Source organism: Streptomyces sp. UG1 (assembly GCF_049974585.1).
Taxonomy (GTDB): Bacteria; Actinomycetota; Actinomycetes; order Streptomycetales; family Streptomycetaceae; genus Streptomyces.
In genome coordinates this window covers 1-13,630 of record NZ_JBNGGG010000094.1, presented here as the reverse complement: position 1 = coordinate 13,630, position 13,630 = coordinate 1, and the positions used below count along the sequence as shown (strand labels likewise).

Annotated in this window: 11 protein-coding genes and 1 pseudogene; 9 read left to right on the top strand and 3 right to left on the bottom strand. The window is 69.6% G+C overall.

Annotation, left to right across the window (positions count from 1 at the left end; all coding sequences use genetic code 11):
• From ACP4J3_RS49730 to ACP4J3_RS49715, 4 genes and pseudogenes are all read left to right on the top strand, one after another.
• A pseudogene (locus ACP4J3_RS49730) lies at positions 1-204 on the top strand (ABC transporter permease); the annotation flags it as partial.
• A gap of 218 nt (positions 205-422) precedes the next feature.
• Positions 423-1,589: an aldehyde dehydrogenase family protein gene (locus tag ACP4J3_RS49725; RefSeq protein WP_426544748.1), complete on the top strand. Its 1,167-nt coding sequence runs from the start codon at positions 423-425 to the stop codon at positions 1,587-1,589.
• A 744-nt stretch (positions 1,590-2,333) separates the two neighbouring features.
• On the top strand, positions 2,334-3,857 hold the full coding sequence (locus tag ACP4J3_RS49720) for an ABC transporter substrate-binding protein (RefSeq protein WP_426544746.1): 1,524 nt from the start codon (positions 2,334-2,336) through the stop codon (positions 3,855-3,857).
• Positions 3,858-3,863: 6 nt separating this feature from the next.
• Positions 3,864-5,741: an ABC transporter permease subunit gene (locus tag ACP4J3_RS49715; protein WP_426544744.1), complete on the top strand. Its 1,878-nt coding sequence runs from the start codon at positions 3,864-3,866 to the stop codon at positions 5,739-5,741.
• Here the strand turns inward: ACP4J3_RS49715 and ACP4J3_RS49710 are convergent.
• Positions 5,677-5,919, bottom strand: a complete 243-nt coding sequence (locus ACP4J3_RS49710) for a hypothetical protein (RefSeq protein ID WP_426544742.1) — start codon at positions 5,917-5,919, stop codon at positions 5,677-5,679. The two genes, ACP4J3_RS49715 and ACP4J3_RS49710, sit on opposite strands and share 65 nt — an antisense overlap.
• A 75-nt stretch (positions 5,920-5,994) precedes the next feature.
• Here ACP4J3_RS49710 and ACP4J3_RS49705 point away from each other — a divergent pair, with 75 nt between their 5' ends.
• Positions 5,995-6,363, top strand: a complete 369-nt coding sequence (locus tag ACP4J3_RS49705; protein ID WP_426544740.1) for a hypothetical protein — start codon at positions 5,995-5,997, stop codon at positions 6,361-6,363.
• A 279-nt stretch (positions 6,364-6,642) separates the two neighbouring features.
• On the opposite strand, the gene ACP4J3_RS49700 is transcribed toward ACP4J3_RS49705, so the two are convergent.
• Positions 6,643-8,115: a non-reducing end alpha-L-arabinofuranosidase family hydrolase gene (locus ACP4J3_RS49700; RefSeq protein WP_426544738.1), complete on the bottom strand. Its 1,473-nt coding sequence runs from the start codon at positions 8,113-8,115 to the stop codon at positions 6,643-6,645.
• A gap of 528 nt (positions 8,116-8,643) precedes the next feature.
• On the opposite strand from ACP4J3_RS49700, the gene ACP4J3_RS49695 reads away from it, so the two are divergent.
• Both ACP4J3_RS49695 and ACP4J3_RS49690 read left to right on the top strand, forming a co-directional pair.
• Positions 8,644-10,074: an endo-1,4-beta-xylanase gene (locus tag ACP4J3_RS49695; RefSeq protein WP_426544736.1), complete on the top strand. Its 1,431-nt coding sequence runs from the start codon at positions 8,644-8,646 to the stop codon at positions 10,072-10,074.
• 100 nt (positions 10,075-10,174) lie between these two features.
• Positions 10,175-11,482, top strand: a complete 1,308-nt coding sequence (locus ACP4J3_RS49690) for an RICIN domain-containing protein (protein ID WP_426544750.1) — start codon at positions 10,175-10,177, stop codon at positions 11,480-11,482.
• 29 nt (positions 11,483-11,511) lie between these two features.
• Here the strand turns inward: ACP4J3_RS49690 and ACP4J3_RS49685 are convergent, their stop codons facing one another.
• Positions 11,512-11,826: a hypothetical protein gene (locus tag ACP4J3_RS49685; protein WP_426544734.1), complete on the bottom strand. Its 315-nt coding sequence runs from the start codon at positions 11,824-11,826 to the stop codon at positions 11,512-11,514.
• A 54-nt stretch (positions 11,827-11,880) separates the two neighbouring features.
• Here ACP4J3_RS49685 and ACP4J3_RS49680 point away from each other — a divergent pair, with 54 nt between their 5' ends.
• Both ACP4J3_RS49680 and ACP4J3_RS49675 read left to right on the top strand, forming a co-directional pair.
• The gene (locus ACP4J3_RS49680; protein WP_426544732.1) at positions 11,881-12,597 is read left to right on the top strand and encodes a hypothetical protein; all 717 of its coding nucleotides are present in this window, start codon (positions 11,881-11,883) and stop codon (positions 12,595-12,597) included.
• A gap of 95 nt (positions 12,598-12,692) precedes the next feature.
• The gene (locus ACP4J3_RS49675; RefSeq protein WP_426544730.1) at positions 12,693-13,559 is read left to right on the top strand and encodes a GNAT family N-acetyltransferase; all 867 of its coding nucleotides are present in this window, start codon (positions 12,693-12,695) and stop codon (positions 13,557-13,559) included.
• Positions 13,560-13,630 lie beyond the last annotated feature (71 nt).

Sequence of the window (13,630 nt, the reverse complement as noted above, 5' to 3'; positions counted from 1 at the left end):
ACCCTGCCGGTGCGGGTCTACAACTCCCTCACCTTCGAGATCGACCCCAGCGTGACCGCGGTCAGCGCGCTGCTCACGGCCTTCGCGATCCTCGCCCTCGGCATCGTCGCCCTGGTGCGCTGGATCGGCTCCGGACGGCAGGGCTCCCTGCTCTCGGTCGAGAACACGGCCGGGGTCGCCAACCCCGCAGGCGACGCCGTATGACCACCCACCGATCGTGCTCTCTCAACACACCATCCTGCGATCAGCGAAAGAGCCACGCGCATGACTGACACGCTCACCGCTCCCTCAGGGGAGTCGGCAGTCCTCGAATCCGTCCCCCGTGGCCTTCTCGCCCACGACTGGCGAACCGCCACCGGAGGTCTCACCTTCGAGGTGCGCAACCCCGCAACTGAGGAAGTCATAGCCACCGTCGCCGACCAGTGGGCACCGAAGCCCGGGGTGAGGTCGACTACGCCGCGGCCTATTTCCGCCGGTACGCCGAGGAGGCGGTCCGCCCGCACGCGCGCAGCACTCCCTCCCCCGACGGCAAGAGCCATATCGTCACCGTCGCCGAACCGGTCGGACCCTGCCTGCTGATCACCCCGTGGAACGTGCCGCTGGCCATGGCTGCGCGCAAGGTCGCCGCCGCCCTCGCAGCCGGCTGCACCGCCGTGCTCAAACCGGCCGCGCTCACCCCGCTGTCCTCCCTGATACTGGGCGAGCTGGCGCGCGAGGCCGGCGCGCCCGCGGGTGTCCTGGCCGTGATCACCAGCAGCGACGCGGCAGCGGTCACCACGGCTCTGCTGGCGGACCCCCGGCTGCGCAAGCTGTCCTTCACCGGGTCCACCCCGGTCGGCAGGCTGCTGCTTCAGCAGAGCGGTGTCCGGGTACTGCGGACCTCCATGGAGCTGGGCGGCAACGCGCCGTTCCTGGTCTTCGACGACGCCGACCTCGACCTCGCGGTCCGCGAAGCGATGATCGCGAAGATGCGGCTGGGCGGCCAGTCCTGTGTCGGCGCCAACCGGTTCCTGGTCCAGGAGGGAATCACCGACGCGTTCGCCGCCGCGCTGGCCGAACGCATGGCCGCCATCCGGGTGGGCTCCCCGGACCGGGAGGACACCGACCTCGGCCCGCTCGCCGACCACCGGGCGGTGGACAAGGTCCGCCACCTCGTCGAGGACGCCGTGGCCCGTGGTGCCGTCGTCATCGGCAAGGCGGACATCCCTGACGGGCCGGGCCACTACGCCGCCCCGACCGTGCTGGACCACGTCCCCGCCGACGCCGCGATCATGCACGAGGAGGTATTCGGACCTGTCGCCGCCATCCACCGGTTCTCCACCGAGGCCGAGGCCGAGGCCATCGCGGTGGCCAACAACACCGAGCACGGCCTCGCTTCGTACGTGATGACGTCCCACATCGACCGCGCCCGTCGGGTCGCCGCGCGTCTGCAGGCCGGCATGGTCGGCATCAACCGTGGCCTGGTCTCCGAGGTCGCGGCACCCTTCGGCGGGATCAAGCAGTCCGGTCTGGGCCGCGAAGGCGGACCCGAGGGCCTCCACGAGTACCAGCAGCTCAAGTACCTGTCCATGCCCGGCTTCAACACCTGAGCAAGCCGGACTCCAGCGCAGGGCTCGCCCACGCGTCGGCCGGGCAACGCACCGACCGGGATGATGATCCGTTCCGCGACGTCCACTGGCGGCGGCCGAATTCGCCCCGGGTGGCCAGTCTCCGGCAGCGGCCTTGATATCGCCGGCCCGGCCGCCCGGACGGATCTTCGGCAGGACGACGCTGTGAAGCAGAAGCTGGGCAGGCGTCTGGGGCGTCAAGCGGCCACGGCAGCCCAGTGGGGAGCCTTGGTTCTTCCGGCGTGCGGGACACGGCCACCGCGCTCACCCTGTCCAGCGTCGTCAACCGCCCGCGAGGAGGGCGGAGTTCAACGGCACCGGGGTGAGCAGCGCCCTTGGTGGCGCCATTGCTGAATCGGGCGATGGCAGCCTCGGCTGAGCACGACCTCTTGCGAAAGTGATCGTCTGTACTGCGCGGGCCCGGTGCTCCCACGGCTGGGATACGAGCCGCTTGCCGCCGCGAGGACGTCGGCGTGTTGGGCGACCGCCCGGTGGTCCTGCCCGGCCTCGCAGGCCGCAGTGCGGCCGAAGGGATTGCAGGTCACGCCATGGCGGAGCCATCCGGTCGTGGATGGTGTTACCTCGTGCACAGCGATCTCATTTGTTGAGAATTCAGCTACCGAGGTAGATCAAGTAAGGCTCGCCTAAGTATAGTGACCGAGCCTCATTGCCCACCTCCGGCGCGCAGGGGCTCAAACCACCCTCTCTCGCCTGACAGGACCTCCCATGCGTACGACCCCCCGTGGCGTCTTCGTGGCTCTCGCTCTCACTCCGCTGCTCGCAGGCTGTTTCGTGTCCGGCGCGGAAGGATCCGGTTCGGACGCGGAAGGCGGATCGGCCGGTCGGCTGCGGGTCGCGCTCGCGGTGCCGCCGGTGCAGGCGCTGTCGCCGTACAGCAACGACGCGACCGTACTGAGCAAGCTCTCCGTCGCCGAAGGGCTCACCGCCCTGGACAAGAACGGCGTCGCAGCCCCTGCGCTGGCGAAGTCCTGGAAGCAGGTCAACCCCACCACCTGGACCTTCGAATTGCGCAAGGCCGCCTTCCAGGACGGCACCCAGGTCACCGCCGAGTCCGTCGTCGACGCGCTCGACCACGCGGGTGCCGCCGAGCCCAAGCCCCGCGTCCTCAGCGATGTCACCCTCACCGTGAAGGCCGACGACGCCGACACCGTCACGATCAGCACCAAGGCCGCCGACCCGGTGCTCCCGCTGCGCCTGGCCAGCCCGGCGCTGGCCATCCTCTCCGACAAGGCGTACGCGAAGGACGGCACCGCCAGCCCGATCGGCACCGGAACCGGCCCCTTCAAGATCACGAAGCTCACCGGCAAGTCCAAGGCCACGCTGGACCGTTACGACGGCTACTGGGGCGGCAAGGCCAAGGCGTCCGGCATCGACGTCACCTGGATCGCCGACGGCACCGCCCGCGCCAACGCCCTGCGCGGCGGCGACGTCGACATCGCCGAGTGGATCCCCACCGCACAAGCGAAGCTGCTGGACGCGAAAACCCGTCACGAAGTGCCGTCCGTACGGACCGACAGCCTCGTCCTCAACACCGGGGGCGGCCTGCTCACGGACCCGGCGCTGCGCGCGGCGGCCCGTGAGGCCGTGGACGGCTCCGCGCTCGTCGACTCGGTCTTCGGCGGGTACGCCGACCCCGCGCAGGGACTGTTCGGGCCGGCCGTGTCCTGGGCGGCCGACCAGCGCGTCGACGTCACCGGCCGCGCCAAGGCCGCGACCACCGCACAGGTCAAGGCCGAGACGAAGGGCAAGACCCTGCGCCTGGCCACCTACACCAACCGCGCGGAACTGCCCGAGGCCGCCACCGTCCTGCAACAGCAGTTGGAGAAGGCCGGGTTCACCGTGAAGCAGGACGTGCGCGAGTACACGCAGATGGAGGCCGACCTCCTCGCCGGCAAGTACGACGCGCTCGTCTTCTCCCGGGTGACGCTCCTCGACACCGGCGACGCGGTCGCCTACCTGGCCAGCGACTACACGAGCGACGGCGTGTACAACATCGCCGGCCTGAAGGACCCCGAGGTGGACGCTGCCATCAAGTCCGCGGCCGAGGAAGGCGACATGACGAAGCGCCGGCAGAAGATCATGGCCGCCGAGGCGCAGATCCTGCGCACCGATGCCGTCGTGCCGCTCGTCCACGAGAAGGTCGTCCAGGGCATCGCCACCGATGTCGAGGGCGTGCTCCTCGACCCGCGTGAGCGCTCCCTGATCGACGTCGACACCCACCTGAAGTAGCGGCCGATGAGCGTCACATCGGTCGGTACCGAGGCCGACCCGTCCCGGTGGCGCGCGGGCGTCGGCCGCCTGGCCGCCGGGACCGCGCTGCTGGCGGCCGTCGCCATGCTGCCCTGGCTGTCCGGCAACGACCCCGCGCTGACCGTCCTGCGGGCCCGCTCCGCCGACCAGGATCCGACTCCGGAGCAGATCGCCGCTGTTCGGGAGCAACTGGGGCTGGACGAGGGGCCGTTCGCGCATCTCGCGCGCTGGCTGGGCGGGCTGCCCCGGGGCGACGCGGGCACCTCCTGGGTGTCGGGTGAGGCGGTGCTGCCCCAGGTGACGAGCGCCTTCGGGGTCTCCTTCGCGCTGATGCTGGGGGCGCTCGTCGTCACGATCGCGGTCGCCGCGCTGGTCAGCGCCCGCACCCTGTACCTCGGCTCCCGGCGACGGCTGCGCCGGGGGAGAGGGGCCGTGGGGGTAGCCGTTCTCGCCGCGCTGCCCAAGTTCCTGCTCGCCTCGCTCCTCGCCACCGTGTGCGGGGTGTGGCTGGGCTGGTTCCCGTCCAGCGGGTGGGCGGGTCCGGCGTCGATGGTGCTGCCCTCGCTCGCCCTCGGTATTCCGTCCGGGGCGATGATCGGCGGTCTGCTCGACCAGTCGCTGCCCGCGGCCTTCAACGAGCCGTGGGCCCGGACCTGGCACGCCTACGGCTTCGCGCCCGGCCGGGTGGCCCGGCACGCGCTGCGGCGCGCGCTGGCCGGGGTGCTCCCGCAACTCCTTCCGACCGTCGTGGCTCTGGTCGGCGGTGCCGTCGCGGTGGAGAAGATCTTCAACATTCCCGGGCTCGGCCGCCTCGCCCTGGACGCCGCCATCGCCCAGGACCTGCCACCTCTGCAGACCGCGACCCTGGCCCTCATTCTGCTCGGCGTCGTCGCCGGCCTCCTCATCCAGGCACTGCGTCGCGCACTGCTCGGCCCGGCCCTGCGGGACGGGGCCCTGCCCGCCCTGCACGCACCGGCCCTCCCGCGAGGGCGCTTCACCCGCTGGGCCGCCGTGGCCTGTGCCCTCGCCCTGCTCGCTCTGGTCACCGCCGGACTGCTCCGCGATCCGCTCCATGTGGACACGGCGGCCCGACTGCTCCCGCCCTCAGCCGCACATCCGCTGGGCACGGACGCGCTCGGCCGTGATCTGCTGGCCCGGCTGGGCCACGGGGCGCTGCGCACGGTGGGCGTGGCCCTCGTGGTGACCGCGGTGTGCATGCTCACCGGGCTGGTGCTCGGCATGGCGGCGCAGGTCGGCGCGGGGCTCACGGAAGTCGTGTCGACGATGCCCGCGGTCCTCGCCGGGCTGCTGACGACCGCGGTGACCGGGCCGTCGGCCTCGGGTGCCGCCCTCGCGGTCTGCCTGGTCGGCTGGACTCCCTACGCGGCCCAGGCCGCGGCGTTGCTGGAACAGGAGCGGGCCAGCGGCCACATGCTCGCGTCCGTCTCCTTCGGCGCCGGCCCGGGCTACCTCCTCCGCCACCACCTGCTGCCCGCCGTACTGCCTCCCGTCCTGCGCAACGCCCTCCTGCGCCTGCCCACCACCGTCCTCGTACTGGCCTCCCTCGGCTTCCTCGGCCTGGGCGAGCAGCCGCCCACCGCGGAGTGGGGCCGCCTGCTCTCGGAGAACCAGCCGTACGTCGAGCTGGCGCCCTGGACCGTCCTCGGCCCGGCCTGTGCCCTGGTCCTCCTCTCCGTCCTCGCCCTCAACGGCACGGACGCCGTGGCCGTGCGCAGCCCCGCGTCCGCCCGGTCGTCCCGTCGGTTCCCCGGGAGAGGTGTGCAGGAGGTGGACGGGGTCAGTGCCGGGCGAACCGAACCCCGGTCGGTTGCGCCACGTTCGGCCGCAGCGCGATCCCGGTGATGGCCGGTCGTTCCTCGGCGAGCTTTGCGAAGCCCTCCTGGCCGAGGTCGAGTTGCCCGGGTGCACAGGGCAGCGGGCATGCGTCGGTGATCCGTATGGTGATCGACTTGCCATCGGCCGCGCGGACGAGCACGTACGCGCCGCATGCCCTGGACGTCTCCTGGTCCGTGGTGTTCATGGCCGCGATCACGAGGACGGGCCTCGGGCCGAACAGGCAGGCGCCGTCTCTGTCCCCGACGGGGTCGGGACGCTCGTGTCGGGCGGGGTGGTGGCCCTCCCCGGGTGGTGGCTGCGTCTGCGCCTGCGCGGCCTTGCGGCGGTACAACTTTCGGATGTCGTACGGGCACCCGAGTGCCTGGCGCCGCTGCGCACCGCGCCGGTCGGCAACATCTCGGACGCCGCCACCGGCAGCCTCCGACTGGTCGGCGCGGGCAAGTCCAAGGTCCGGCTGTTCCTCAAGCGCGGCGAGGCCTGGACCTACCTCACCGCCGGCCCCCGCGTCACCGCCGCCGGACTGCGCGCCGGGCTCCGACTCGGCCTGGACGGGCGGGATGTCGTACGGGACGGCTGGGACGGCCGGATCATCATCGAGCGCTGGGACGTCGCCGGTGACGGGCAGTAGCCCGGCCGGTACGAGCGTCCGCCGCGCTCCGGCATCGACTCAGGCAGGCGGCTTGGACGAAAGGCCGAGCCGGGCGATGCGACTCGGTTCTGGACGGGTGAGAGTACACGGTGCCGGGAGTGGTCGTCCCAGCAGGTGCATGATCTGCTGGTGGTACACGCCTGACCTGCTCCTGACCTGCGACAAAGAGGGGAAACGTCCGCGTGACTCGGGCGGGCTCGGCCTTACGCCGAGCCCGCCACGCCGGCTCCATAGCGGAGCCGGACTCGTGTCACTCCGTCAGCGCTGCAGTGTCAGCAGGCCCGGACGGTAGGGGAGGAGGCCGTAGTCCATGCCGTCGGAGCTGGGGCTGCGTCCCTGGTACAGCAACTGCAGATTGCAGGGGTCGACCGTCATGGTCTGATCGGGGCTGGTGCGGATCAGTTCGCCGTGGCTGATGTCGTTGGTCCAGGTGGCGCCGCTGTTGGCCTTGCCGGCGAAGGGATTGCTCTCGGTCGCCGCCTGGGGTGTCCATGAGCCGTTCAGACTGGTGGCCGTGAACGAGCGGAAATAGCGGTGGCCCTGCGAGCCGATCGCCTCGACGATCATGAGGTAGCGGTTCTGGCCCTGGAGCTTGTAGACCTGCGGGGCTTCGAACAGGTTGTTCCTCGTATCGCTCATGATCACTGTCGAGTTCGCGCCGAAGCTGCCCGGGAAGTTCCCGATCGGCATACTGGCCCGGTAGATCTTGCCGTTGTCGCCGGCGAAGAACAGGTACATGTTCGTCCCGTCGGCGATGAGCGTCTGGTCGATGGGTCCGGTTCCGGAGTCGGAGATGCTTCCGGAGAAGAGCACCTGCTCGGATGACCAGCCGTTCGGGTTGGTGGGGTCGCTCGACGTCCGGTAGGAGAAGGCGGTCCTACCCCATTGGTAGGCGAGCACCCAGATGTTCTTCGGTGCGAAGTAGAAGAGCGTGGGCGCGACGGTGGAAGCCGACATCGTGTTCTGGCCGGCCGAACCCATCTCCGACCAGTTGGTGAACAGGCCGAAGTTCATCGAACCCCACCTCGTCCCCGTGTCGTGCGTCGTCGCATAGACGAGTTGCCTGCCGTTGTAGGGGGCGACGGTGAAGTCCTTGAGCGAGACCCACCCCGGCTTGGGCTGCGCCAGCGCGCCCGTTGACGTCCAGCGGTATGCCGACGGAAGACCGCACGGGCCGGGGTTGTCGGCGCCGACCTTGACGAGCTGCCACTGCTGGTTGCTGCCGCCCCAGTCGTCGTACTGGACGATGTTCGCATTGTCGGCGGTGGAGGCGCCCTGTACTTCGAGGGCCTTGTTGCTGTGGCGCGAGATGAGCCGCACGTAGCCGTCCGAGCTGTCGGCCAGCCGCCACTGCTGGTTGGTGCCGTTCAGGTCGGCCCACTGGACGATCGAGCCGCCGTTCGCGGTGGACCAGTTGTGGACGTCCAGCACCTTGCCCGAGTGGCGGGACTTGATGCGGTAGTAGCCGCCCCCGGAATCGACGAACTGCCACTGCTGCTGGTTCTGATCGTTCCTGGTCCACTGGGTGATGCGGGCGCCGTCACCGGTCGCCAGGTTGTAGACGTCCAGGGCCTTTCCGCTGTTGCGGTTGACCAGCACATACGAGGCGTTGGGGTCGACGGTAGCCGCGGCGGCGGGCTGCGCTCCGAGGAAGGCGGCCACGAGCAGCAAGGGCGCAACGACGGCGAGTAAGCGTCTTGGACGGACCGGGGACGGGTGGCGAAACCACATCAGAGGCCTCCTTGGGGTGGCGGGGTGAGGTGACGACTGTTTCGAAACTTTCGAATATCTCCCCGAACCTGTGAGGCCACAAGCTAGGAATGTGGAGCCCTGTGGTCAAGGTCTGTCGCCGATCTGTCCACAAACAGATCCTCCGCTTTCGGGCTTGGCGGGCTGTCGCAAAGGTCCGCGAGCCGGAGAGAGTTCCACCGTCCAGCTCGACGCGCTCCGAATGTTTCGAATCAAGAACGGAAACTTTCTCTGCATTGAGTATTGACGATTCACTGTCAATCCCTCAATCATCCCCTCACTGGGCGACCGGCCCTAGTTCGAGACTTCGAACTACGGCGGCCCTGAGAGCCACCACGCCGCGTGACGGTCCCCCGGCTGAGCCGCGATGGAGTGCCCCGTGCCTGTGTCGAAACACCGCTGCCGCCCGCCGTAGATCACCCGGCGACCGACCCGGGTGCCTTCCGGGCCGGTTGGGATCGTCCCCCTGCGCTTCAGCCATTCCGTGATGTCTACCTTGGAGGCACAGTCATGGGCTTGCATGCCCTTCCCAGACCCGCAACCCGCCAGAAGGTCCGAGGCCTGCTGCTGGCGCTGGTCGTCGGCGTCCTCGGTGCGGCCGCCGCACTGGTCGCGCCGCCGACCGCACACGCCGCCGAGAGCACGCTCGGCGCCGCGGCGGCGCAGAGCGGCCGCTACTTCGGCACCGCCATCGCCTCGGGCAGGCTGGGCGACTCGGCGTACACGACGATCGCGAACCGCGAGTTCAACTCGGTGACGGCCGAGAACGAGATGAAGATAGACGCCACCGAACCGCAGCGGGGCCAGTTCAACTTCACCGCCGGTGACCGCGTCTACAACTGGGCCGTACAGAACGGCAAGCAGGTGCGCGGTCACACCCTGGCCTGGCACTCCCAGCAGCCCGGCTGGATGCAGGCCCTCAGCGGCAGCGCACTGCGCCAGGCGATGATCGACCACATCAAGGGCGTGATGGCCCACTACAAGGGCAAGATCGTCCAGTGGGACGTCGTGAACGAGGCCTTCGCCGACGGCAGTTCGGGAGCCCGGCGCGACTCCAACCTGCAGCGCACCGGCAACGACTGGATCGAGGTCGCCTTCCGCACCGCGCGGGCCGCCGACCCGGCCGCCAAGCTCTGCTACAACGACTACAACGTCGAGAACTGGACCTGGGCCAAGACCCAGGCCATGTACGCCATGGTCCGCGACTTCAAGCAGCGCGGCGTGCCGATCGACTGCGTCGGCTTCCAGTCCCACTTCAACAGCGGCAGCCCCTACAACAGCAACTTCCGCACCACCCTGCAGAACTTCGCCGCCCTCGGCGTCGACGTGGCCATCACCGAACTGGACATCCAGGGCGCCTCGGCCTCGACTTACGCCGCCGTGACCAACGACTGCCTGGCCGTCCCGCGCTGCCTCGGCATCACCGTCTGGGGTGTGCGCGACTCCGACTCCTGGCGACCGGAGCACACGCCGCTGCTGTTCAACCGCGACGGCAGCAAGAAGCCCGCCTACACCGCCGTCCTCAACGCACTCAACGGCGGCTCCACTACGCCGCCTGGGGATTCCGGACAGATCAAGGGCGTCGGTTCGGGCCGTTGTCTGGACGTGCCGAACGCCAGCACCGCCGACGGCACCCAGCTCCAGCTGTGGGACTGCCACAGCGGCACCAATCAGCAGTGGACCGCCACCGCCGCCGGCGAGCTCAGGGTCTACGGCGACAAGTGTCTGGACGCCGCCGGCACCGGCAACGGCACCAAAGTCCAGATCTACAGCTGCTGGGGCGGCGACAACCAGAAATGGCGCCTCAACTCCGACGGATCCATCGTCGGCGTCCAGTCCGGCCTCTGCCTCGACGCCGTCTCCGCCGGCACCGCCAACGGCACCCTGATCCAGCTCTACTCCTGCTCGAACGGCAGCAACCAACGCTGGACCCGCACCTGATGGGGCCTGTCACAAACGAAAGGGTGAATCGATGAAGCCCTACGGTGCGGTTTCTCCCGCCCCTCCCTTACGACATCGCTGGTGGTCCCGGGTCGCCGCCGTGGTGGCGGCGACCCTCGCGATCGGCATGCTCACCGCGGTGAATCCGGCGCCCGCCGAAGCGGCGACGGTGGACACCAATGCCTGGTACGTCCTGGTCAATCGCAACAGCGGCAAGGCGCTGGACGTCGCCGGCGCGTCCAGCGCCGACGGCGCGCGGGTCAGCCAGTGGACGCGCCACGACGGAGCCAATCAGCAGTGGCAGTTCGTGGACTCCGGCGGTGGCTTCTACCGGCTCAAGGCCCGGCATTCGGACAAGGTTCTCGACGTGGCCGGCGCCTCGACCGCCGACGGTGCCGCGATCCAGCAGTGGGCCGACCACAACGGGCCCAACCAGCAGTTCCGCCTGGCCGACTCCGACGCGGGCCACGTCCGGCTGATCAACCGCTCCAGCGGCAAGGCGGTGGAAGTGCAGGGCGCCTCGACCGCCGACGGCGCCAATGTCGTCCAGTACGCCGACTGGGGCGGCGCCAACCAGCAATGGCAGATGATCAAGCAGTCGTCCGATGGCGGTGGCGGCGGCGGATGCGGCAGCGCCCCGACTCTGACGAGCGGTACACACACGATTCAGAGCGGCGGCAAGAGCCGCAGCTTCATCCTCAGGGTTCCCGCCAACTACGACAACAGCCACCCCTACCGGCTGATCTTCGCGTTCCACTGGCGGGGCGGAACCGCCGGCGACGTCGCCTCGGGCGGCACGAGCGGGAACGCCTGGTCCTACTACGGCCAACAGGAACAGTCGAACAACACCGCGATCCTGGTCGCCCCCCAGGGCCTCGGCAACGGCTGGGCCAATTCGGGAGGTGAGGACGTCACCTTCGTCGATGACATGATCCGGCGCATCGAGGGCGGCCTCTGCGTCAACCCGGCACAGCGTTTCGCCACGGGCTTCAGCTGGGGCGGTGGCATGAGCTACGCCCTCGCATGCGCCCGGGCGAACGCCTTCAGGGCCGTCGCGGTCATCTCCGGCGCCCAGATCAGCGGGTGCAGCGGCGGCACCCAGCCCATCGCCTACTTCGGAATCCACGGCATCAGCGACAACGTCCTCAACATCGCGCAAGGACGGTCCCTGCGCGACAAGTTCGTCGCCAACAACGGCTGCACTGCCCAGAGCCCGCGCGAGCCCGCGCCGGGCAGCCGAACGCACATCACCACCACCTACTCGGGCTGCCGTGCCGGATACCCGGTCCAATGGGCCGCGTTCGACGGAGGCCACATACCCGGTCCGATCGACGGCTCACCCAACGAAAGCGGCGTCGCCACCTGGACCAAGGCAGAGATCTGGAGGTTCTTCGCACAGTTCCAGTGACACGCCCGCACCATGGAGTGGAGCCGGGATCATCCTGGCTCCACTCCGTCGACGTCTGTCCCGGATTGCATGAACACGGAGGACTTCTCGCCCTTCTCCTCCCAGGCGAACACACAGGCGGTGAGGGCACCGTCGAAGCCGCTCTCCCTTGAGGACGCCGTGTGGTCGAAGGCGTCGGTCAGGGGAACGTGGGTGAGGAGGTCGCCCGCGTACTTGATGATGCCGGGGCCCTTGAACTCGGAGATCATGCTGGTGACTCCGAGGTCCGTGGCGATCTGGACGGCGCGCTTCCAGTACCGTTCGGCGGCCTGGCGGGCGTCCTCGTCCGGGCCTCGCGCGGCCACAGCTCGATCCACTCGTAGCCCAACTCTGCCACTGCGTGGGGCAGGATCGTCCTGGTGCCCTGGTTCCTCTACGAGACCTACGGCGACACCTCGACGATGGCCCGGTACTACCCCCAGATGCAGGCGTTCCTGCAGTACATCAGGACCAGGAAGACGGGCACGGGCGCCGACGCGCACATCGTCGACGCCGCGCTGGCGGACTGGATCGCGGCCGAACCCACCTCGGGCCGCATCACTGGCACCTGGGGATACCACCAGGTCGCCGACCGGATGGCGAAGACGGCCGCCCTGCTGGGACGGGACGCGGACGCGCACGAGTACTGCGACCTCGCGGCCGCCATCAAGGAGGCGTTCAACGCCGCGTTCTACAACTCCGCACTCGGCCGCTACACCAGCGACGGTGACGCGGGCACGACCGGCGCGACCCAGGCCCTCGCGCTCGACGAGGGACTGGACCCCGAGAGCGAGCGCAAGCGGGTCCAGGACGCCCTGGTCGAGCTGATCCACGGCTTCCAGCCGTTCGGCGGCGGGCCACACTTCAGCGGCGGCACCATCGGCCCTGCCCCGATCGTGCGCGCGCTGACGGCCGGTGGCCGCGACGATGCGCTGTGGGACGTACTGCAGGAAGACACCCGGCCCAGCTACGGCTTATTCATGGCACCGACCACGGCGAACCCCGGCGGCCTGACGACCATCTCCGAGCACTGGGGCATCGACACGTCTCCGTCACGGCCACCGACACCCTCGCCATCGCCTCCCTGGCGTGTGTAAGCGTCTTCTGCATCTCTCCCCTTCCGGAGGTCGGACTGGGCACGCCACGGGAAACCGGGTGCGGGCCGCCGGTGCGGTGGTGTGTGATCGGGCGTATGGCGATTGCGTTGGGCGAGCCGGGGAGCGACGGGCTGCGCGAGGCTGTGGGCGTGTTGCGGGACTGGCAGTACGAAGGGGCGCCGATGCAACTGCATCCGGGGGACGTGGGCTGGTTCTGGCGGACAGGTGCGCAGGCGACTGCCGCGGCGGTCCGGACGTGGAGCCGGAACGGACGGGTTCTCGCCGTCGGGCTGCTGGACGGCCCCGGGCTGCTGCGGCTGACGATCGAGCCGAACGCTCACCAGGACGAGGAGCTGGCGCGGCAGTTGGTCGAAGACGTGACCCAGCCGGAACGCGGCGTGCTGCCTGCGGGGAAGGTGAACATCGAGGCGCCCTCGGGTGCGTTGGTCCACGATCTGCTGTCCGAGGAGGGCTGGCATGTCGGCGAACCGTGGACGCCGCTGAGGCGCGACCTCACGGAGCAGGTGAACGACCCGGACGTGCGGATCGAGGAGGTCGGGCCGGAGCGGGCGCACGTGTTCGCCGCCGTACAGAGGGCAGCGTTCGACGGCTCGAGGTTCACGGACGAGCGCTGGCACGCGATGGCGGCCGGACTGCCGTTCGCGGACGCACGGTCTCTGGTCGCGTACGACGACCGGGGCCACGCCGTGGCGGCGGTGACGGTGTGGTCGGCCGGTCCGGGCAGGCCCGGTTTGCTCGAACCGATGGGCGTGCACCGGGAACATCGCCGTCATGGCTACGGCAAGGCGATCGCCCTCGCCGCGGCGGCCGCACTCCGGGAGTTGGGCTCGTCGAGCGCGATCGTCTGCACCCCGAGTTCCAATGTCGGTGCCGTCGCCGCCTATAGGTCGGCAGGCTTCCAGCAGTGCCCCGAGGTTCGGGACCGATGCCGGGACGCCTAGGGCCTGTTGCGAAAGTGGATCTTGTTCGTTGATGATCACGTCCCGTGGGACGTGGGGATCTGACGAACGGC